The 22075-nt window shown below is 44.2% G+C and carries 19 protein-coding genes; 12 read left to right on the top strand and 7 right to left on the bottom strand.

All coding sequences use genetic code 11. From position 1 onward, the window contains the following. Positions 1 to 88 precede the first annotated feature (88 nt). Entirely contained in the window at positions 89 to 904 is an 816-nt protein-coding gene (locus NIAKO_RS05710) for a class I SAM-dependent methyltransferase (protein WP_014217449.1), read from the top strand. Between the two features lie 36 nt (positions 905 to 940). Further along, positions 941 to 1795: a dienelactone hydrolase family protein gene (locus NIAKO_RS05705; RefSeq protein WP_014217448.1), complete on the top strand. Its 855-nt coding sequence runs from the start codon at positions 941 to 943 to the stop codon at positions 1793 to 1795. A gap of 107 nt (positions 1796 to 1902) precedes the next feature. Here the strand turns inward: NIAKO_RS05705 and NIAKO_RS36430 are convergent, their stop codons facing one another. Continuing rightward, complete coding sequence (locus tag NIAKO_RS36430) at positions 1903 to 3297, bottom strand: ATP-binding protein (RefSeq protein ID WP_014217447.1); 1395 nt, start codon at positions 3295 to 3297, stop codon at positions 1903 to 1905. 233 nt (positions 3298 to 3530) lie between these two features. Then, a complete protein-coding gene (locus tag NIAKO_RS36425) occupies positions 3531 to 4634 on the bottom strand; it encodes a DUF695 domain-containing protein (RefSeq protein WP_014217446.1) in 1104 nt (367 codons plus the stop codon). Between the two features lie 292 nt (positions 4635 to 4926). Between NIAKO_RS36425 and NIAKO_RS05690 the strand changes: the two genes are divergently transcribed. Together NIAKO_RS05690 and NIAKO_RS05685 are read left to right on the top strand one after the other, a co-directional pair. Then, positions 4927 to 5406, top strand: a complete 480-nt coding sequence (locus NIAKO_RS05690; protein ID WP_014217445.1) for a YqaE/Pmp3 family membrane protein — start codon at positions 4927 to 4929, stop codon at positions 5404 to 5406. Positions 5407 to 5559: 153 nt separating this feature from the next. After that, positions 5560 to 5976, top strand: coding sequence for a DUF5684 domain-containing protein (locus NIAKO_RS05685; protein ID WP_014217444.1), 417 nt, complete (start codon positions 5560 to 5562; stop codon positions 5974 to 5976). Between the two features lie 84 nt (positions 5977 to 6060). Here NIAKO_RS05685 and NIAKO_RS36420 read toward each other — a convergent pair whose 3' ends face one another. Continuing rightward, positions 6061 to 6954 carry a hypothetical protein gene (locus NIAKO_RS36420; RefSeq protein WP_014217443.1) on the bottom strand — a complete coding sequence of 298 codons (894 nt, stop codon included), beginning with the start codon at positions 6952 to 6954 and terminating at the stop codon, positions 6061 to 6063. Between the two features lie 238 nt (positions 6955 to 7192). Between NIAKO_RS36420 and NIAKO_RS05675 the strand changes: the two genes are divergently transcribed. From NIAKO_RS05675 to NIAKO_RS05665, 3 genes are all read left to right on the top strand, one after another. Further along, positions 7193 to 8215: a threonine aldolase family protein gene (locus NIAKO_RS05675; RefSeq protein ID WP_014217442.1), complete on the top strand. Its 1023-nt coding sequence runs from the start codon at positions 7193 to 7195 to the stop codon at positions 8213 to 8215. Positions 8216 to 8390: 175 nt separating this feature from the next. Further along, positions 8391 to 10040 (top strand): glucose-6-phosphate isomerase, encoded by a 1650-nt coding sequence (gene pgi / locus NIAKO_RS05670; protein ID WP_014217441.1) that lies wholly within the window; start codon positions 8391 to 8393, stop codon positions 10038 to 10040. 177 nt (positions 10041 to 10217) lie between these two features. After that, positions 10218 to 10721, top strand: coding sequence for a hypothetical protein (locus tag NIAKO_RS05665; protein WP_014217440.1), 504 nt, complete (start codon positions 10218 to 10220; stop codon positions 10719 to 10721). A 77-nt stretch (positions 10722 to 10798) separates the two neighbouring features. Here the strand turns inward: NIAKO_RS05665 and NIAKO_RS05660 are convergent, their stop codons facing one another. Both NIAKO_RS05660 and NIAKO_RS05655 read right to left on the bottom strand, forming a co-directional pair. Further along, positions 10799 to 11401 (bottom strand): porin family protein, encoded by a 603-nt coding sequence (locus tag NIAKO_RS05660; protein ID WP_014217439.1) that lies wholly within the window; start codon positions 11399 to 11401, stop codon positions 10799 to 10801. Positions 11402 to 11514: 113 nt separating this feature from the next. Continuing rightward, a complete protein-coding gene (locus NIAKO_RS05655; protein ID WP_041346390.1) occupies positions 11515 to 12522 on the bottom strand; it encodes a hypothetical protein in 1008 nt (335 codons plus the stop codon). 365 nt (positions 12523 to 12887) lie between these two features. Here NIAKO_RS05655 and NIAKO_RS36415 point away from each other — a divergent pair, with 365 nt between their 5' ends. Further along, positions 12888 to 15518 carry a DUF1186 domain-containing protein gene (locus tag NIAKO_RS36415; protein ID WP_014217437.1) on the top strand — a complete coding sequence of 877 codons (2631 nt, stop codon included), beginning with the start codon at positions 12888 to 12890 and terminating at the stop codon, positions 15516 to 15518. Between the two features lie 1069 nt (positions 15519 to 16587). Here the strand turns inward: NIAKO_RS36415 and NIAKO_RS05645 are convergent. Further along, on the bottom strand, positions 16588 to 17829 hold the full coding sequence (locus NIAKO_RS05645) for a metallophosphoesterase (RefSeq protein ID WP_014217436.1): 1242 nt from the start codon (positions 17827 to 17829) through the stop codon (positions 16588 to 16590). 44 nt (positions 17830 to 17873) lie between these two features. Then, positions 17874 to 18386: an NADPH-dependent FMN reductase gene (locus NIAKO_RS05640; protein ID WP_014217435.1), complete on the bottom strand. Its 513-nt coding sequence runs from the start codon at positions 18384 to 18386 to the stop codon at positions 17874 to 17876. A gap of 78 nt (positions 18387 to 18464) precedes the next feature. On the opposite strand from NIAKO_RS05640, the gene NIAKO_RS05635 reads away from it, so the two are divergent. From NIAKO_RS05635 to NIAKO_RS05620, 4 genes are all read left to right on the top strand, one after another. Continuing rightward, positions 18465 to 19154: a metal-dependent hydrolase gene (locus tag NIAKO_RS05635; protein WP_014217434.1), complete on the top strand. Its 690-nt coding sequence runs from the start codon at positions 18465 to 18467 to the stop codon at positions 19152 to 19154. Positions 19155 to 19574: 420 nt separating this feature from the next. Then, on the top strand, positions 19575 to 20375 hold the full coding sequence (locus NIAKO_RS05630) for a ParA family protein (protein ID WP_014217433.1): 801 nt from the start codon (positions 19575 to 19577) through the stop codon (positions 20373 to 20375). Positions 20376 to 20439: 64 nt separating this feature from the next. Next, complete coding sequence (locus tag NIAKO_RS05625; RefSeq protein ID WP_014217432.1) at positions 20440 to 21360, top strand: ParB/RepB/Spo0J family partition protein; 921 nt, start codon at positions 20440 to 20442, stop codon at positions 21358 to 21360. 10 nt (positions 21361 to 21370) lie between these two features. Further along, positions 21371 to 22021 carry a DUF5683 domain-containing protein gene (locus tag NIAKO_RS05620; protein WP_014217431.1) on the top strand — a complete coding sequence of 217 codons (651 nt, stop codon included), beginning with the start codon at positions 21371 to 21373 and terminating at the stop codon, positions 22019 to 22021. Positions 22022 to 22075 lie beyond the last annotated feature (54 nt).

Below are 22075 nucleotides of genomic sequence, written 5' to 3'. Positions count from 1 at the left end.
CCAAAGATAGTTGTAATTATTGAAAAGTTAACGGGTTGACGGGTTAACACGTTAACTTGTTAACCTGTCAATTTATTAACTTAGTACCATGACCAATGAATTGCAAATAGCAGCCCATTACGCGCATAATAACCTGTATGAAACCATTCTTCAGGCCATAGGAAAAGAGGCGGATCAGATAACCAGGGCAGACCTGGCGCCTATTGATGAGTTTCATGTGCGCGGACAGGAGGTATCGCGCGAGCTGGCTCTTGCGGCTGACCTGAAACAAGGTATGCATGTTTTAGATGCCGGGTGTGGTTTGGGTGGGGCCTGCCGCATGCTGGCTGCCGAATTTAACTGCGATGCTACGGGCATTGATATAACCGGCGACTATATTCGAACAGCCGAAAAATTATCCGCATTAACCGGTCTGCAACAACAAACCCACTTTGTACAGGGTAGCGTACTGGCGCTTCCGTTTGGGGAAAACAGTTTTGATGCCGTGTTAACACAACACGTGCAAATGAATATAGCCGGTAAAAAAACATTTTATGCAGAAATACACCGCGTATTAAAAACCGGCGGACGGTTTATTTACTACGACATCCTGGGCAAAGCGGAACCGGTACACTATCCCCTGCCCTGGGCAACAGATGCCGCCCTAAGTTTTTTAATTTCTTCGCAACAACTGCATACCTTGCTCACCGAAACGGGTTTTCAACGCATACAGGTAACAGATGAAACAGCAAAGGGCATCGGTTTCTTTGACAAGCTCTTTTCCCGCATTGCCCAAAAAGGGATACCGGCATTAGGATTGCATTTACTGATGGGCGATACGGCACAGCAGAAATTAAATAACCTGCGCAGCAACCTTATAGAACAAAGAGTCGTTCTGGAAAGCGGTATCTATGAAAAAGTGTAAGATTAACTCTCTAACTGATAAATAAACCATACTATCATGAAACAAAAACTGGGTTTTGCTTTTCTTTCTTTGTGCATTGCAACTATTGTTTCCTGTAATGACAATTCATCAAAACCAGCCACTGAACAACCGGCAACCGAAGCCGAAACCAAAGCCAAACAACCAGGCGTAAAAGAACTGGACATCGACTATGCAGGCGATAACATTGCCATGAAAGGCTATGTTGCCTTCGATACCAGCCTCGATGCCAAACGCCCGGCCATCCTGATCATTCCCGAATGGTGGGGGTTGAATGATTATACCAAAATGCGGGCCCGCGAACTGGCAAAACTGGGTTACATAGCCATGGCCATGGATATGTATGGCAATGGCGCCAATACCGATTCTCCTGCAGTGGCAAAAAAATGGACCAACCAGTTTTACAACAAACCCTTAAGCGCCAAAGCCCGTATAGATGCGGCCCTGGTAGCTTTAAAAAGCTTTCAGCAGGCAGATACCGGTAAAATTGCAGTCATAGGTTATTGCTTTGGCGGCGCCATGGCATTGAATGCAGCGCGCCTGGGCGAACCCATTAAAGGCGTGGTAAGCTTTCATGGCAACCTCATAGGCGCACCTGCCAACAAAGACCTGTTGAAGGCCAAAATACTGGTATGCCATGGCGAAGCCGATCCTTTTGTAAAGAAGGAAGAAGTAGCCGCATTTAAAAAACAAATGGATTCAATAAAAGCTGATTATACTTTTAAATCGTACCCCAACGCCCTGCATGCATTTACCAATCCCAATGCTACAGCGTTAGGTAAGAAGTGGAACATGCCTATTGCTTATAATGGTGCAGCTGATACGGCGAGCTGGAAGGATATGAAGGCGTTTTTTGAAACAATCTTCAAATAATTGGTTGGCAAATTAGCAAATTTGATAATTTGATAATGAAATACAGAAAAGTGGGTCTCTCGTAAAAAGGAAGGCTCACTTTTATTTTATGTCCTGCCTTTGCATTATCACATTATCACATTCTGCCTCGGTCCTGCTTCTCCGCCAAACCTGGGCAAACTTACCGTAAACGTACTGCCTTTGCCCAACTGGCTGTGTACGGCAATACGGCCGCCATTCTTCTCCAGGAAATCTTTACAGAGTTTAAGTCCTAACCCGGTGCCTGTTTCGGAGTTAGTGCCTTTGGTGGTATAGAACATTTCACCAAACAATTGTTGCTGGCGTTCGGAGCTGATGCCAACCCCGTCGTCCTGCACATATATTTCAACGCACGAAGCCTGTTCCCTGGCCCCTACCCGTACGTGGCCGTTTTCGGGAGTGAACTTAATGGCATTTGACAACAGGTTGCGCAATACCAGGTTCACCATTTCCTTATCGGCATAACAAAACAAGGGCTCTTCTACCTGGGATTCGAGGTTAATGCGTTTATTACTGGCCTGCCAGTGTAATAACTGTAACACGCGGCTGATCATGTTTTCTATATCCAGCACCTCGGGTTGCAGGCTCGAGTTCTCCATTTGCGATTTGGCCCATTGCAACAGGTTTTCCATGAGGTTGGTAGTATAGTTCATTTCGCTCACAATGCCGGGCAGCAAAGCCTTCATTTCCTTCACCGGCATTTCGTTGATGTGCATATTATTGAACAGGTTCCGCAACGCATACATAGGCGTTTTAAGATCATGGGCAATAACAGAGAACAGTTTGTTCTTGAGCTGGTTTAACTCCGTTAACTTGGCCGTTTGTTCTTCGAGCAAACTGGCCTTTTGCGCGATTTCCTGTTTCTGCAGATCACTTTCCTTCGACTTCTTCAATAAACTATAGTGATAGCCGTTATTCTCCTGTTTAATAAAATAAATGGCGTAAAAAATAAAAGAGATGGCCGTGATATGATTAAAAACGAAGAAGGAATAATTTGACTTTGCCAGCCTGAAATAATAATCATGCGGTACAATGCAGGCAACAAAATAACAGGCAATTGACAGGGAGAAGGCAAAGATGATGTGCATGATCTCCTGTAAAAAGAAAACCGATAACACTCCATACAATACAAAGAACAGTTCAACCCCTACATCTACTTTTCCCAGGTATACCAGGCAGGTTGCAATGGGATATAAACTGAAATATACCAACCGGGCGTGCTCGTAATATTGTTCATGATTAAGCCAAAGTACAATAACACTGATGGCCAGTGGAGAAGCTGCAATAAACCAGGCCAGCGGAGGAAGATGATCGTTGAAAAGGATGCCAATAAGCGGGACGATGATGCCTGTTATGATCCCAAGAAAATTAAGCTGGTTAAATATGCTCATTTTCCTTTTATCATACTCTTCCATATCGGGGGTTACCCCAATGGATTTTATGGATACCCAATAACGCATTAAATCCAGGCGTAAGGCGTGCATACTTCTACTAACGTGTTGTTTCTAAGGAAATTGAATACTAATAAAAACGTAAAAGCACACTATTTATTTCTGCACCTATGCTAACTGTTTTTGATCAATCACCTGCCGAACATACACTTATAATAAAAACATTGCATATACCTAAACCCCTACACTTTTGGCGTGCAAGCCTCAAATATAACGGTTTACACAACCCAAAGCGTTTTTATTACATGACTGGAAAAGGTTGCCATTCAATCTTCAATGGGCAGGTTGAAATACTGCTCCATGGTTCGCCAGTATTTATCCCTTCTTATAAAGAACAAGATCTCATAGGGTGTTTCCTTACTTTCGATGTACTGGTTCAATAAAACCGCCGTGGTTTTATATTCGCTTACGTAAAAGTAAATATTCTTGCAATTGTCGTAGGTTTTATTTCCGGCCAGGATGGTTGTGTCTTCCGGCAGCAGGGTGAAGATCTCCTCTTCCAGGGTTTGCAGCGCCATCAGTTGCTCCTCGAACGGGAACCCGTTCTCATCGCCGGTGAAGTTTATATTAATTTGCAATAACCAGGAAAAAGCAGGCTTTTTATCCCAGTACCTGCATTCCATGTTAACGGTTAGCAACATCTTTCTGCCATCGCGGTCTTCGGCTTCCAGCAAATGAAACGTATCGGGCTTTTCGGCCGGTACAGACTCATATTTCTCTACAAACTCTTTCTCGCGCCAGCTTAAATATTCGTTCAGCTTTGAAATAGGTATCACCTCTATGCCCTGATCGGGTGCGGGTATGGGGCCGGTTTCATAATTGTCGATCTTGGTGGCCGTATTCACCTCGCCCAACCCGTTTTCCAGGTAAATCATGCCGCCGGCCTGAAAATGATCGTCCTCGTCCCTGGCATATGCGGAATGGGTGATCACAATACTTACTTCATCGGGATAATTGTCCTGTACAATAGGATAAAAGCTGGTAGTTTCGGTGGTAAACTGAAGGCCATACAGGTCTATGCTTATGCCTTCAAAACCAAGTGCGGGTTTATGCGCTGTAAATACCCAGTTACTGACCGTGGGCGCTGCGTTTACCAGGTCTTCCACTTTACAGAATAAAGCAATATCGCCATCGGCAGTAATAATCAGTTCGAAATTGCCGTTATTATCCGGACCGGCCAGTGCTTTAAGATAAGGATTATAGGGTTGCATGTGCTGAATAAGCTCTTCCAGAAATGATAAAGCCTGGTCAGAATCATTTTTTTCAAGTTCCCTGAACCGGTGCTCATTGGCAATGAACCATTGCCAGAACGCAGCTATCGCCTGTTGTACGGCTCCGTCCTTTCTGTAATATTTGCTTAAGCCAGCCATGGTAATTATTTTCTACACAAATTGTATTTACAATATAAATCATTTCTTATGGGGTATACAGTTTTCCTCTAACTGTCATATGTAACCTGCAATCGCTATCACCAGGCCTTTTCCAATACAATGGTAACCGTTTTTTATGTTTGTTCCCAAAACAAATGTAAGGGATGGGAATATTATGGGGGAAACTTGACATTACTTAACGGAACCGTTTAGAATATCTGGTCTTTTAATTGCATGTGATTCTACTATCTCAAAAATTCCGCATTATATTTGCCACACCAAAAAGGATAATATGAAAAAGATCACTACCCAATTCCTGTCATTACTGTTTGTGGTATCTGTTTCGGCATCGTCTGTATCCGCAGCCAGTTTACCAGCTGTGGCCAGCGAACCGACTCCGGCCAGCCAGCCAGCTGCAACTACACCTGCCGCTGAACCAGCTCCTGAAGTAAAGTCTGCGCTCGAAGATTTCAAAAACCTGTCGAAGAGCGAGAAGAAAAGCCGCCTGAGAGAAGCCAAAAAGGCATTTAAAGCATTGAAAGCAGAAAGAAGAGGAAAAAGAGAAATGGATGACGATGTCAGACTGGTTCTGGCTGTTATTTTCGCCATCCTCATACCACCATTGGGTGTATGGATCAAAGAAAAAGAGCTTACTCTTAATACCCTGGTTTCATTACTGCTGTGTATACTGGCTTTCATCACTTTCGCCCTGTGGCTGATCCCGGTTATATTCTCATTATTAGTAGTATTTGATGTAATTACTTTAGCTTAATTTATTTTGTATCACATAAAAGGCCCTCCCGATGCATCGGGAGGGCTTTTTTATTGCTAATCACCTGATGGATCTGTTTAGCAACACTTGCAAATACTAAAAATTATTTACATTTTTAGCTGTTCCTATTCCTCATCTAAAACCAACCAAACCATGGTAAGCGTAGTTGTTTCTTTGGTTCTCATTTTTTCAACTCTTATTGTTTTCATTTATATAGTTCACTGGCGGATCTTTGAAAAAGCCGGCCGGCCTGGCTGGGAAGCCATCATTCCTGTATATAATACTTTCATCATGATGAAAATTATAGGAAAGCCCTGGTGGTGGATCCTGCTGCTGTGCATTCCTTTTGTGAACATCATTTTTGCTATCATAGCAGTAAATATGTTATCTAAAAGTTTTGGTAAGGACGAGGGTTTTACAGTTGGCCTGCTTTTACTGGGGATTGTTTTCTATCCCCTGCTTGCATTTGGCGATGCGAAATACATAGGTCCATATGGCGATCCTGCTGCATTCGCTGCTGCCCAACAACCCGATTTTGACTTTGACAGCCCTAAACAAAAACATTCATAAAGCTCATACACCAGCATAAAATAAGCAAGGGCTGACGGAATGGTCAGCCCTTTTAATTTTCGCGATACGGATCATGGTCCCTTTCTATGGCAGGGTAATCTCTACCTGACCGTTGGCCCAGATCAATAATGCGCTGTTATCACAATCGCCGGTTGTGCCATAATCAACATATAACACGCGGTTGTTGATGGCTATTTTCAGCTTACCTTTTGTTATCCACTGACAGCTTACCGGTTTAATTAACGGTGAATCTGTGCTTTTGGTTACAGTTATGCCATTGGCATATTTGAGGGTGGTGTTCACCTCGGTTGAGTACACATCATCGGCACAGGTGGCAGTGGCGGCCCCTTCAATTTGTGTAACCGTTTTGGTGCCTGCATACGTAAACCCTCTTCCGTTTGGCCAGGTTACTTTACCACCTGCAATAACAACTGAATACTTTACGGCGCCATTTGCGCTGAGGTTGGTAATGGTTTTAACGCCTTCGATATGTGCTTTGTTAACGTAGTAATCCTGCAAGGTAACAGTAAGCACAGCACCAGGTTTACGGATAGGTGCGGAGAAGTTCAGAATAACTTTACCTTTTCTTAATTTACCATCACGGCAAATACAACCATCACCATAATTTACCGTAACAGTTTTAGGGAAAGTGGTGTCATTAGGTTCAGCAGTAATGGTGACACATGGACCCAGTTTCACTGCGAGATTAACAAACAGGTCAATGCGAATACGTGCGGTGTTGCCATCGGTTGCTATCCGGCCGTTATCAACTGCGCCACTCTGCAAATCGGCGCCGGCTGCCAGTCCCATTTCGGTAACATCATCATATTCACCTTCGGCGGCAGCGTCTTCCTGACTCATGGTTTGCGCTTCCGTATCGCTTACAGGGGTTTGCGCACTGTTGTCTTTTTTACAGGAGCCAATCGATAAAGCCATCAGTAAGAGCATAGCAATAGCTGCTGAAATTCTACATTTCATGAGTGTTCTTTTAAAGTGTAAAAATTGTATTGGTAAAGTGCGCTATTAAGAAGGCTGCAGGGGCTTTTGGTTTAATATCATGTTAAAAAAACTATTGTGTGCTACGCGGCAGTTCCAGGTTTCAGGGAATTCAGATGGCCGCCTAAAACCTGCAACCTGTAACTTGTAACCGTTTTCAGTTTGTTTATGGATTTTTCACTTCAACATTTTACATTTATGACTCAATACAATAATTCCCATGATAGTAGATTTGAGATCGGATACAGTTACCCAGCCAACCCCGGAAATGATGGACGCTATGTTAAGAGCGCATGTTGGGGATGATGTTTTTGGTGAAGATGCTACGGTAAATTTGCTGGAAACCATGGCTGCCGAATTGTTTGGCATGGAGGCGGCGCTGTATTGCCCTACCGGCACCATGAGCAACCAGATTGCCATTAAAGTGCATACACAACCGGGTGATGAAGTGATCTGCGATCAAACGGCGCATGTGTATCAGTATGAGGGCGGCGGTATGGCATTTAATTCAGGCGTACAATCGCGATTGCTGCCCGGCAACCGGGGACGCGTCACCGCCGATCAGGTGGCTGCGGCAATTAACCCCGATGATGTTCATAAAGCGCACACCTCGCTGGTTTGCCTCGAAAATACCTCCAACCGCGGGGGCGGCAGTTGTTACGACCTGGCCGAGATCCAACATATCCGCACCGTTTGCGATACCAATAATCTTTCCCTGCACCTTGATGGCGCCCGTTTGTTCAATGCCATTGTGGCCCGCAACGAATCGCCCAAACAATATGGGGAATTGTTCCACAGCATTTCGGTTTGTTTAAACAAGGGACTGGGATGCCCAATCGGAAGTATCCTGATAGGCAGCCAGGCCTTCATTAAAAAGGCCAGACGGGCACGTAAGGTATTTGGCGGTGGTATGCGCCAGGCCGGTTATATGGCCGCCTGTGGCGTGTACGCCCTTAAAAACAACATCATCCGCCTGCAGCAGGACCATGAAAATGCCCGGGAAATTGCCTCGAACCTGATTAAAACAACTTTTACGGCCGGACTGTTACCTGTTGAAACCAATATCATCATCTTTGAAATACAACCACCTTTTCAGGCAGCCCAGGTAGCGGCCGCATTAAAGGAAAAGAATATCCTGGCCATTGCCATTTCACCCACACAAATCAGGATGGTGCTGCATTTGGGCATCACCCCTGCCATGGTGCAATATGTGGTGGACACGGTGCTTAATTTACAATTGTGAGGGGTGAATGATGAATGGTGAGCAGGCTCGCGAAATGGCAGATGCCTGAAAAATCGGAAATTCACTCACCACTCACCAATGACCACTCACCTGCTTGTTATTTTTCGATATAGCCACTTGTCGCTCGCTAACTGCAATTAAAAAACAAGTATTTTTGAATCTAATTCAATCAAGTATGTTACCAAAGATCAAGCCGCATCAAACAGACGCATGGGACAAACTGGAACGCCATTATAAGAAGATCTCCGAAACGCATTTACGCGAACTGTTTGCCGATGACCCCGATAGATTCAACAACTTTTCCCTTTCATTTGAAGATATATTGTTCGATTATTCCAAGAACCGCATCAACGCAAAAACCATGTCGTTGCTGCTGGACCTGGCCGAGGAATGCAAACTGTCTGAGGCCATCGAGGCTATGTTCACCGGCGATGTAATTAACGAAACCGAAGGCCGGTCGGTGCTGCATACCGCCCTGCGCAACATGGGCAATGAACCGGTGTATTCAGAAGGCAAAAACGTAATGCCCCAGGTACACCAGGTATTGCAGCAAATGAAACAGTTCTGCGAACGCATTCACAGCGGCGAATGGACCGGCTATACCGGCAGCAAAATAAAATACATTGTCAACATCGGTATTGGCGGCAGCGATCTGGGCCCTTATATGGTAACCGAAGCGCTGAAACCATACTGGAAAAAAGACATCCAGGTTTTCTATGTATCGAATGTTGACGCTACCCATATTGTTGAAACGCTGCGGAAAGTAACGCCACAGGAAACCCTGTTCCTCATTGCTTCCAAAACGTTCACCACCCAGGAAACCATGACCAATGCGCATACGGCACGGCATTGGTTCCTTGAGGCGGCCGGCGATGAAAGCTATATAGCCAAGCATTTTGTGGCCCTTAGCACCAATGAAAAGGAAGTGGTGAAATTCGGCATCGATAAAGCCAATATGTTTGAATTCTGGGATTGGGTAGGCGGCCGTTATTCCTTATGGAGCGCCATTGGTTTATCCATTGCGTTGACTGTTGGCTATGAGAATTTTGAATCGCTGTTAAAAGGCGCTCATTCAACCGACAACCATTTCCGCACTACTGCCTTCGATAAAAATATCCCGGTGATCATGGCCCTTATAGGCCTTTGGTATACCAACTTCTTCGATACGCAAACAGAAGCTATTTTACCGTACGACCAGTACATGCACCGTTTTGCCGCTTATTTTCAACAGGGCAATATGGAAAGCAATGGTAAAAGCGTTGACCGCAGGGGCAAACCCGTGCGGTACAATACCGGTCCGGTTATCTGGGGCGAACCGGGCACCAATGGCCAGCATGCGTTTTACCAGTTGATACACCAGGGCACATTGCTGATACCCTGCGATTTTATTGCGCCGGCCGTGAGCCATAACCCTATTGGCGATCACCACGCCAAACTGTTATCGAACTTTTTTGCACAAACAGAAGCGCTGATGAACGGTAAAACCGGGGAGGAAGCAGAAGCTGAATTGATAAAGGCAGGTAAATCTGCCGATGAAATAAAAGCCCTGGTGCCGTTTAAAGAATTTACCGGCAACCGGCCTACCAACTCATTCCTCATTAAAAAAATCACTCCCTATACATTGGGTCAGCTGATAGCCTTGTACGAACACAAGATCTTTGTACAGGGTGTTATCTGGAATATCTTCAGCTTCGACCAATGGGGGGTGGAACTGGGGAAACAACTCGCCAATAATATTTTACCTGAATTGCAGAACGACAAACCTGTAAGCAACCACGACTCTTCTACCAATGGCCTGATCAATGCCTGGAAGAAGATGAAATAAGGCATATAAAGGCTTTGTTATATAAGAAATAGGCATTAAGGATATACCATTAACAAGTATTGGTAAACGCCTTAATGCTTATTTTTTTGCCCAAATTCCGCAATTTAATCAGAAGATTAACGTTATTTTTGACGCTTATTAACCAAAAACAACATTCGTAGCTAAAAAACACCCTCCATGCGCAAATCCATCATGCTAATGGTTGCCCTATTCGCAACTCTTGTAACCTTTGCCCAAGACAAAATGTACAAACACACCGGTGAAAAACTGGATTGTAAGATCATCAAAGTGGCAGAATTCGTTATTACCTTTACTTATCCAAATGAAACAGCAGAACAAACAATTGGCAAGTATGCTGTAGCAAAGATCGAGTATGGTAGCGGCCGTAAAGAAGACATCACTGAAAAAATTACGATCGCCGACAAAGATGATTGGGAAAAAGTAGTTGTTCTCGAAGATGTAGCGGCAGCCGTTGGTCTTAAAAAACAAGGTGAGATCAGGGGTAAAACTGCAGGTATGCTTTCTTACCGTACTGCTGGTAACGCCGACAAAAAATCAATGGAAAGATTGAAAAAAGAAGCCGCTGAATTAGGCGCACCATTTGTGTTGCTTACCAGCGAAAAAGACAGCAAGTGGTCTACTCAATCTATCAAAAAAGGCTTTGCTTATTCTTATAAATAACGATTTAAGATAACCGAGCTTACTAAAAGAGTCCACCCGATGCATCAGGTGGACTCTTTTATTTTATTTAGAATTCCTTATAAAAATCTTGCTCCCACATACACCTGGAATCCCTGGTTTCTCCATTTTTCCTTATTGTCGATGTCATTGATATTGTTTAGTCCTATTACGTAACGGCCGCCCACTTTCAGGCCACCGAGGTTCAGCTGCACACCGCCCAGCGCGGAGAAATCACCCTTTTTAAAAGCATCTTCGCCATTTTTTATAAGCGTATTATCTTGATTAACCAACACGCCAAACTGTGGCCCAAGCTGAAAGGAGATGATCTTGGCCGGACTGTAACTTAACAAGAGAGGAATGCTTAAATAACTCAGTTTACCTTTTACATCATTAACACCTTCAGGATAAATATCACTGAATTTTGTACCTGTGCGGTAATTGGTTTGGTTCCACATTACTTCGGGTTGTATGCCCCACTCTTTATTAAATTTTATTTCGGCAAAGGCGCCAACGTTATATCCAAAATTAAATTCATCTTTCATTGAAGTGCCATCCATTTTAAAGATGTTGGCACCTGCTTTTGCACCAATATGAAAACCTCCTCCTCCAGATCCTTGGGCAAATGAAAGCGAGGTCAACGTTGACGCAATAGTTACTAATACCAGGGATTTAAGTTTCATATTCTGTGTTATTATTTGGTTCAACATTAGAATTTCAACTTACATGCCAGGGTTCAACCATGGCTGTTAATTTACCTTAACAGCTACGTGAAGAAATACCTAAAAATCAATCATTAAAAGCTTAATCCTGCTGTTATGGAGTATACGGTATTCAATCTGGAACTGGGGTCCTGCACATCAAGCAGGTAATAATCGAACAGCACCTGCGACTGTAACAGGAACCTGCCTTTCAAATAACTTCCCCTGAGTGCGAAACAAGCCGACTGAAGCGCAAATTGCGTATTGTCGCTAATGTCGTTGTTACTGGGTAAGGAGTTGGCACGCACCGGCGAAAAGTTATATGAATAAGAAGTATTAAAACCATAGGTTTGCGTGCCGGCATTCAACATGGCAATTGGGGTTAACGTTATATTGTCCCGTTTAAACAACACCCCATACCAGTCAATATCTTTTCGAAGCGAAATGGTGGCCGAAAAATCACTTACATGCGTGGTATTCTTTATAATCACATAATACCGTCGCCTGGCTTCCAGCAGCCGCGCCAGGCGGGTAGCCTTTCTTTTCTCATATTGTTCGTGACTGCCCCACCCATAACTCAGGCTTAAGGTTGGCCGCACCCACCATTTCTTGTATGAGAAATAGGTGAACAATTCATTCTGGATAGGCGTCGTATAAAAATTAAGCGAATCCTTGGTAAAGTACCTTGTATATGCGATGCCCGTAGAATAACTCTTCTTTATCCTGTCGAACGAGGGACTGAACGAATACTGGTAAAAATTCACCCCATTATTCAGCATAGCATATGCCGAGGCGGATATACCCAGCCCTGATTTATGAAAATACCCCAGCGCAGGGAAAAAGATCAGCTTCTTTTGCGTATTTACCGTAACGGCGTTCTTTTCATTAAAGCTAAAATACCCGGTACCAATACCTGTGTTTACGGTAAAGAAGCTTTTATTGCCTGCTAAACTATCTAAATAAGAATCAAAGTCTTTTAACAATGAATCCAAGATGGCGGTGGTGTCGCCCTTTGAGAATATTGAATCCAGCTTTCCCCCATTCTGGGAAAAAGCCGGTTGCATAGCAACCACTAACACAATCAGAACGAGCAATTTCTTCATACGTTTGCTAAAAAATCTACTGGCAGCACACAGGGTGCGTGGTGTACACAACGAATATGAGATTAAAAAAATTGCTGCCGGTTTAATCATTACTAATATTTTGCTAACTTATGCTATTGATAGCGATCGCAATATTACGGCCAATCCGCCTGATTTGGTTCTTTTAGACACAGAATGCCGGGAATGAGCGGTATTGAGATGTTGAAAAATTTGCCCAAACAAACCCTGTCTATACTCACCACTTATAAAGATTATATTTAAATTGCGGGTACAGTACCAATATTGCCAATTGTCCATTGCCGATTGGTAATTGATTTTCCGTTACCAGGGTTAAGGTCAGGTAAACTGACGTAGCATCAGTTACCATGAAAAGAAACATAAAACCTGACAGGCTTATTCTCTACAGTATTGCTTTTTCGGTGGTCTTTATTGCAACTGGCATCATTCTTCAACTCAATACCGAGCGGATCATCAGTAAATCCCGCTCTGCCAGCCGCGAAGCCATCGAATCATTTCATTTACATAACAAACTGCAGAACATTGTCAAGAATGTTATACTTACCGAAAGCCGCGTACGTGGCTTTGTAATAACCGGCGATAGCAATTTTATAGTTGGCGTTCAGGATACGCTTAATTTATTGAAACAGGAATTGGAAGGTCTTGAAAAAGCATCCATGAACCAATATAACCAGGCTTCCTTCACTACCCTGGCTTCGCTGATCGAAAAACGGATTCTTACCACCAACGAAATTATTCAGGTATATACCAGCCTGGGGAAAGCGCAGGCGGAAAAAAGAATTTCCAGCAAGGCCGGCTCCATTCTGCGCGACAGTATTACCGACCTGTCCATGCAGCTGGAAAAGGAACTGTACGACCAGTTGCAGGCCGGGATTGCGCAGAACCGTAAACGCACCCTGTATGTTTTAATCATCAGCCGCCTGTTAACGATACTTGGTCTTTCGGGCATCGTGATCTTATCCATGCTGGTTATTCGCCATATCCTGGCGCAGCACAAGCTGATAGGCGAACTGGAGCTTGCCAATGAAAAAGAAACAGAGGCCCGGCATAACATAGAACGCATTTCTGCCGAAATACAGGACCTGTACAACAACGCGCCCTGCGGCTATCACTCCATAGATCATGAAGCACGCATTGTTGCCATGAACGATACGGAATTAAAATGGTTGGGTTATACAAGGGAAGAAGTGGTGGGCAGACTATTCATATATGATATCCTTGATGAAGCAACCGCCCAAAGCGTGCGGGAGAATTTTTCCACTTTTAAGAAAAATGGGTCGGTAAGGGAACGCCGGCTTACCATGCGTACCAAAACCGGTGAAACCTTTCCGGTGGTATTGAACTCCGTTGCCGTGTACGATACAGCAGGTAACTATGTATCTAGCCGGTCCACCATCTACGACATTACCCAGCAACAAAAAGCAGAAACCGAATTAAAAGAAGCGCGACAGCAGGCCATTGAATCGGCCAACGTAAAAGAACAGTTCCTGGCCAATATGAGCCATGAAATAAGGACGCCTATCAACTCGGTTATCGGTTTCACCAACCTGATACAAAAAACAACGATGACGGAGGAACAGCAGCAGTTTGTGAACCTGATACAATCGGCCAGTGAAAACCTGCTAACCATCATCAACGACATTCTTGACATTTCCAAGATAGAAGCCGGCATGCTGCGCATTGAAAAGAACCCGTTCAGTTTGCGCGGGCTTTGCAGTTCTATTGAAACCATGTTCTATCACAAAGCGCGGGAGAAGAACCTTTCTTTCTCGCTCTACATCCAGGATAATATTCCCGATACCCTCACCGGCGATGCGGTGCGCCTTACGCAAATACTGGTAAACCTCATCAGCAATGCCATCAAGTTTACGCAAAAAGGCGGTATAGCTATCAACATCACCAAGCTCGATCAACAGCAGGAAACCTTGCGATTACGCTTCTCGGTTAAAGACAGCGGCATTGGTATTCCCGCCGATAAACTGGAGCCCATTTTTGAACGGTTTCAACAGGGCGAAACAGATACCACCCGTAAATATGGCGGAACCGGTTTGGGACTTTCCATCGTAAGGAACCTGGTTCAGCTACAGGATGGAAATATTTCTGTTGAAAGCGAACAGGGCAAAGGCACTGAGTTTATCTTCGACATAGCTTATTCCCTGGTGCCGGTGGGCGAAACATTGACCGCATCACTCAGCGAAAAAACAGCCATCACCGCCGGCGCCTTCCCCGATGCACAAATACTGGTAGTGGAAGACAACTCCATGAACCAGCTGCTGATAAAATTCACTTTTGAAAGCTGGAAAGTGAATTACCAGTTAGCCGATAATGGCGCCAAAGCCATTGAATGGTTACAACGATCTACCTTTAGCCTGGTGCTGCTTGATATTCAAATGCCGCTGATGGACGGCTATGCCACTGCACAGGCTATCAGAAAAGAACTGAAAAGCGATATTCCCATCATTGCCATGACGGCGCACGCACTGGCCGGCGAACGCGAAAAATGCATCAGCTATGGGATGAATGATTATATTTCAAAACCCATTCATGAAAAGGAATTGTTTTCGCTGCTGAAAAAATACCTGGATGGCAACCGGGACTCCAACCTGGAAACACTCAAAAACGAGCTGCATTATATAGACCTGAACTTTTTGGAAGATATGGTAATGGGCAACGGGGAGTTTTTAAAAACCATCGTAAAACAATTTCTGAAACAGTTTCCGGGCGAAATGGAAGCCCTTAAAAATGCAGTAGAGGAAAAGAACGCCAAACAGGTAGCTACCCTCGCCCACCATATTCAGTCAACCGTTTCCATCCTGGGCAAAAACACGCCTTTCTTTCAGCAACTGGAAAAACTGGAGAAACTTGCCAAAAAGCATACAGCCGCCTCCACCCTGGCCACCGAGTTTGATAAACTGCACGATTACAAGCACTTACTGTTACAGGAAGTAAATCAACTATTAAACGCACAAATCTTTTAAATCAATAGATAATAAGCAATAGACAAAGGAGGCCAAATATGCGGAAAACCCGATTAACGGACACTATTGCCTATTGTAAATTACCCATTGATAATTGGCCACCCAATCACCGTAAAATTCCGCTCATTCGGCTATATGTTTGCCCGGTTCATCGAAACAACTCGTTAAACGGGGCTTTTGCAACGTAAATTTGTGTCGGTGATAAGAAAGAACGCCCTACGAACTACCCTATGAAATAAATGAGCGATCAATTTATTTTAAATAGTTTTCCTCTAATCCCTGACACCGTAGAAATTTCCTTGTCTCTTTACCGTAGAAATGCCCCTGGCATAGTAAATAACCCAATGAGTTCATGTTAAGGTCTGATTTAGTATTCTGAAAGAGACTGGCTAAAATGGGTTTACGCTGGCCCGCCGCGCGTAAACGAACTTTTCACTTATAACAACCCGAACCGTAAAGTAGCAAATAGCATTTTAGCTGGTCTCTTTATTCTTTCCCCTTTTTAACCTTAGTAATAGCTAAACCTGGTATTAAGATCATTCAGATCCGTAACCTGTACATTAATCCGTACTGCCTTATACAGCTACTTCTGAAGCCCTTAAAAAACTGGCTTATGAAAAAGGACTGCCTGGATAAAACCGGCAGTCCTTTTTTTATTTCGTTCAAAAACCAGACTTAGTTTTTAAAAAATCAGAACAGATTTTTAAACTGGAAGACCTTTTGATTAAAAAAGTTAATCAGTTAATTGAAAAGATTCTCCATTTGCTTTAATTAAATAGTCATTCTTTTTAATTAAACGGTCATTCTTTTTAATTAAATAGTCTTTGGATTTAAAAACAGAGTCTGATTTTTCAAAAACAGATGATGCTTTTTAAAAAACAAGGTCCGATTTTTCAAAAGATCCTTCTACTTTTTCAATCAAGTATTCCTTTTTTTTTAAAAAAATGTTCATCCTTTTTAATTGAACTCATCTTCTTTTAACTTAACTCACTTCAACATTCAATATTGGACATTCAATATTCAATATTTCTTCTCCCCTTTTTAATTCCTCATTCTTATTTTTTCATTGCTAGGCTAACTCAATCACTGTTATCTCCGGAAGAATACCTATACGGCCGGGATAACCGAGAAAACCATATCCCCGGTTCACATATAACTTCTGGTCGCCGGCTTCGTACAAACCCGCCCATTGCTTGTACATATACTGTACAGGGCTCCATTTAAAACCGGGCAATTCCAGGCCGAATTGCATACCGTGGGTATGACCGGCCAATGTAAGATCGATGTCGCCATATTTGGTACGAACCTCTGCATCCCAATGGCTGGGATCGTGGCTCATGAGTATTTTGAAGGGATATTTTTCAGAACCGGGGTAGGCATGTTCCATTTTACCATATTTAGGAAAGTTGGCTTTGGCGCCCCAGTTCTCGATGCCCAATAAGGCGATCTGGTCGTTGCCTTTTTCCAATACCACATGCTCGTTCATCAGCAGGCGCCAGCCCATGTTTTTGTGTACCTGTTTCAATTTTTCCAGGTTTTCTCTTTTGGCCTCTATACTCTCCCACTGAACATAATCGCCATAGTCGTGATTACCCAGGGTAGAATACACGCCCATGGGCGCTTTCAGCTGGCTGAACACGTCCATATAATCCTTCATTTCAGAAGCGCGGTCATTTACCAGGTCGCCGGTAAAGAGGATCATATCGGGCTTTTCTTTCAGGATCTTTTTAACCCCGTTTGCAACGGCTTCCTTATCGGTAAAGCTGCCGCTGTGAATATCGGAGATATGTACGATGCGCATGCCTTTAAAACCAGCGGGCAGGTTCTTAAAGCTCATCCGCAGGCGGTTTACATGGTAGCGGTATTTATTGCCAAAGCCGTACACCAGGGTGCTGAAAACGGTTCCGCCCACAGCCAAACCCAACCAGCTCAGAAAAACTGAACGGGTAATTCCCGCCCCGGCTTGGGCAACATCAGTTGGTTTTTGCAAAAACTTCCCAAATAACCAGGTGCCTGCGCGGCGAAGATCATCAACCGCAAAAAACAGGGAGGCTAATAATTTTGATAACACCAGTCCGAATATAATGGCCCGCGAATACGTAACCGCCCAGCGGGGCCAGTTGTCATGATTGATGTACGGATAGGTAAATACGTACAACATGGCCGAAATGGAAACGACCCAATAGCCTATAATAATGGCCAGCCGGGCCTTTGAAGAGGTGGGCAAAACCACCTGCAAAACCTGGAAAACATAAATATCCAGCAATGCCATTAATCCCAGCAGAAAAAAGATAAATCCTGTATTACGCATGATTGTCTATTGTTGTTACTAATACCATAGACGGACCAACAGCATTAAAATTGTAAAAATTCATCGATTTGCATTTCGATGGCGCGCAGGGTGCCGGCATCGTGAAAATCGCCGGTGCTGCCATCCATCAGATTATGCACCAATGAGATAGGTAATTTATTGGGATGCACTACCACACGCAGATAATGTAAAATACTTGTTAAATGCTCCAGCCCCCGCAAATTGCCGCCCCGGCCGGTGGCCACACCGGTTAGCAGTGCCTTTTTGCCCCACCATGTTTTTTTGTAGTCGGAGATATCGAACATGAGCTTTAACACCCCGGGAATACTGCCATTGTATTCCGGTACTATAAAGATGAACTTACTGGTGGGCACTAAAATGTCGTTCTCCAGTTGAACAAACTCAGGGGTTTTATCAACGTACTTCCAGCCTTCCAGGGTAAGGAAATTGGGGGTTATATTCTTTGATTTCAGGACCTGTTGATAATGCCGGGCTACTTTTTCGGTATTACTTCCCGGTCTGTTGGTTCCGGAAACTATTGTATATATGTCACTCATTGTATTAATAACGTTGGGTAATAGTTCTTGGTTCTCTGTTCTGAGTTCATAGTTTGTATGTTTGTAAAAACTTACTACATGAATTTTACCTATTACGGGCACTCGTGCTTCTCCGTTGAGATCAAAGGTACAAAACTGTTATTCGATCCATTTATTACGCCCAACGAATTAGCCAATAAAGTGGTGAATGCCGATACTGTGGCAGCCGATTACATCCTGGTTTCGCATGGCCATGCCGATCATACTGCCGACCTGGTAAGCATGGCCAAACGCACCGGCGCCAAGGTGGTGTGCAGCTACGAAATTTACGAATGGCTGGGCAAACAGGGCGTAACCAATGTGCACCCCATGAATACCGGCGGCAAATGGAGCTTTGGCGATTTTACCGTGAAAGTGGTAGTGGCTCAACACTCATCGGGCCTGCCCGATGGCTCTTATGGCGGCAATCCCGTTGGTTTTATTATTACTTCGGCCGACGGTAACTTCTATTACAGTGGCGATACCTCGCTTACGCTGGATATGCAGCTGGTGCCTTCCTGGGCAGAGCTGAATTTTGCCGTGCTGCCCATTGGCTCCAACTTTACCATGGATGTGGAAGACGCTGTGCGTTGTGCAGCCATGATCAAATGCCAGCAGATCATCGGCGTGCATTACGATACTTTCGGCTATATTAAAATTGACCACAACGCCGCCAAAAAGGCTTTTGCCGATACCAGCTGTGTATTGCATTTGCCGAAAATTGGCGAAACCATAGAAATGAAGAATTAGGATTGAAGAATGAGAAATTAAAAGGGGAAAGCGAGTTTGGCCCGGGTTTTTTCCGGGGTATTTTTCTGCTAAAAGCCGGAAAAACAACGCCTTCTAAAATATTGAAACATTAAATGCTGATAATAAGCCTAATGTAATAATTTTGCGTTCCAATTTGGGCATCCTCCATTTTTTGGGGGATGCTTTTTATTGGGGAGTTTAATACAATTTTATTCACTATCGGCCCTGCCGGCTGTATTGAATGCGGTAAATAAGTATATTGTCACCGAATTTTGCCCTTTATACGGTTTGAATACCGGAAAAGACGAATGGACTGTACTGATTTTTCGTGTTTTTACGAGGTCGCAGCCGATGTAAGTGAAACCAATTTAAAAAATCCAATGACCTGCAGCTGCAGGTAGAGGAATGTAATTAATCACTATGGCCCGAGTAATTGGAGTAGCCAATCAAAAAGGGGGAGTTGGGAAAACTACTTCCGCCATCAACCTGGCGGCCAGCCTGGCCGTTCTGGAGTTCAAAACTTTATTGGTAGACGCCGATCCGCAGGCCAATAGCACCAGCGGGATAGGATTTGATCTGCACAATATCCAAACGAGCTTGTACGATTGCATGGTAAACAGTACCCCGGGGAAAGATGTGATCCTGAAATCAGAGATCCCCAACCTGGATATCATTCCGTCGCACATTGACCTGGTAGGTGCGGAAATTGAAATGATCAACTATCCTAACCGGGAAGGTGTATTAAAGAACATACTGGAGCCGGTGAGAGAGCAGTACGATTTTATCATCATCGACTGTTCGCCATCACTGGGTTTAATAACTGTAAACGCCCTTACCGCGGCTGATTCGGTAATGGTTCCGGTACAGGCAGAATTTTTTGCATTGGAAGGTCTTGGCAAATTATTGAACACAATTAAGATCGTTCAAAGCCGTTTAAATCCTGATCTTGCCATAGAAGGGATATTAATGACTATGTACGACGGCCGTTTGCGCCTGTGTACCCAGGTGGTAAATGAGGTACGCAAGCATTTTGACGAAATGGTGTTTGATACAATTATCCACCGCAATGCCCGCATCAGCGAGGCGCCCAGCGTTGGGAAACCGGTGATTTTGTATGATGGTCAAAGTAAAGGGGCTGTCAACTATCTGAACCTGGCCAAAGAGATCCTGCAAAAGAACGACATGACGAAGATCAAGCAGGAAGAGCGGATATTAGAATAATGAGGTGGCGTTGGCAGTTCAACAACAGCTGACATGATCCAAAACAAAAAACCATATACAATCAATGACCAACCCTAAACAAAATAAAGACGCGCTGGGTAAGGGAATCCGTTCCCTGTTGCAGAATATTGATTCTGATCTGAAAAACGCGGCCGGCAACCTGAAAAAAGATGTTGCTGAAAATGTTGTTGCCATTTCGCGTATTCCCATCGATCAAATAGAGCCTAACCCGCGCCAGCCCCGTCATGATTTTGACGAGCAGGCATTGCAGGAACTGGCTTCATCAATAAAGTTGCACGACATTGTGCAGCCCATCACCGTTTCCCTGATGGCCGGCGGCAAATACCGCCTTATTTCGGGTGAACGCCGGTGGCGCGCTTCTAAAATTGCCGGGTTGGTTGATGTACCGGCTTACATCCGTCAGGCCAACGACCAGGAGCTGCTGGAACTGGCCTTGCTCGAAAACCTGCAACGTGAAGACCTGAATGCCGTTGAAATAGCCCTGAGCTATAAGCGGATGATGGAAGAGCTTAACCACACGCAGGAACAGGTGGCTGAACGCATGGGCAAGGAAAGAAGCACCGTTGCCAACTACATTCGCTTGCTTAAATTACCCCCCGATATTCAGGTAGCTGTGCGCAAGAACGAGATCAGCATGGGCCATGCCCGCGCCCTGATCAATGTAGACACAGTTGACAAGCAATTATTCATCTATAACGAGATCAGAAGCCGCAGCCTGTCGGTTAGGCAAACTGAAGACCTGGTTAGAAAAATGTACAAGAGCGGTACGGCTGCCAGCGTTAAAGAATCGGTAAAAAGCTCCCTCCCCCCTGCATATAAAAAAATTGAAGATAACTTAGCAACGCATTTCAGTACCAAGGTTAGATTAAATCATAATAAAAACGGACACGGAGCTATTTCGATCGAATACTATTCTATCCAGGAACTGAATAAGATATTAGATCAAATAGGTGTGTCGGCTTAAGTTCGCCTGCATGAAACCTATTTTCTTCGTTATTGCGCTTATCCTATGTATACCCATGCTGGCCTTGGCTCAGCATAAAGATAGTCTCATTGTAAAGGATACTACCGGTAAGGTGGTGGCCAGTTCAAAAGTGAAAAAAAGCAACTGGGTATACAAATACGACTCAACAGGTAAACGCGTTTACGAGCCACGCAAGGCGGCTATTTTGTCGGCCGTTTTCCCCGGGGCCGGCCAGGCTTACAACAAAAAATACTGGAAGGTTCCTATTGCATGGGCTGCCGTTGGCATCCCTATTTATACTTACTTCTATAACAGGAATATCTATCACGAGATCCAATACGCGATAACCGTTTCAACGCTCGATAAAAATGATCCTACCTACCAGGGCAAATTCGAGCAGGTAGATCCCAATCTGAAATATCTTGTTTCAATCCAGTCAACCAACTCGCTGACAAACTATCGTAACCAGTACCGCAAGAACATGGACTATTCCATTTTATTCACCCTGTTGTTATGGGGCCTGAATGTAGTGGATGCCACTGTAGACGCCCACCTGAAAGGCTTTAATGTAAACGATAACCTGGCCATGCAGATAAAACCGGCCATTACATCGCCCAATAGCATTGGGATAAGCCTGGTGTTCAAGTTTGCCGACAAATAATGGCTCAAAAACGATAACTTAGCACCCCTGTAAATTTTACGCGTTCAACTAACT

This window comes from Niastella koreensis GR20-10 (genome assembly GCF_000246855.1).
Taxonomy (GTDB): domain Bacteria; phylum Bacteroidota; class Bacteroidia; order Chitinophagales; family Chitinophagaceae; genus Niastella; species Niastella koreensis.
The sequence above is the reverse complement of the archived record's forward strand: the minus strand, read 5'-3'. Positions and strand labels throughout refer to the sequence as shown.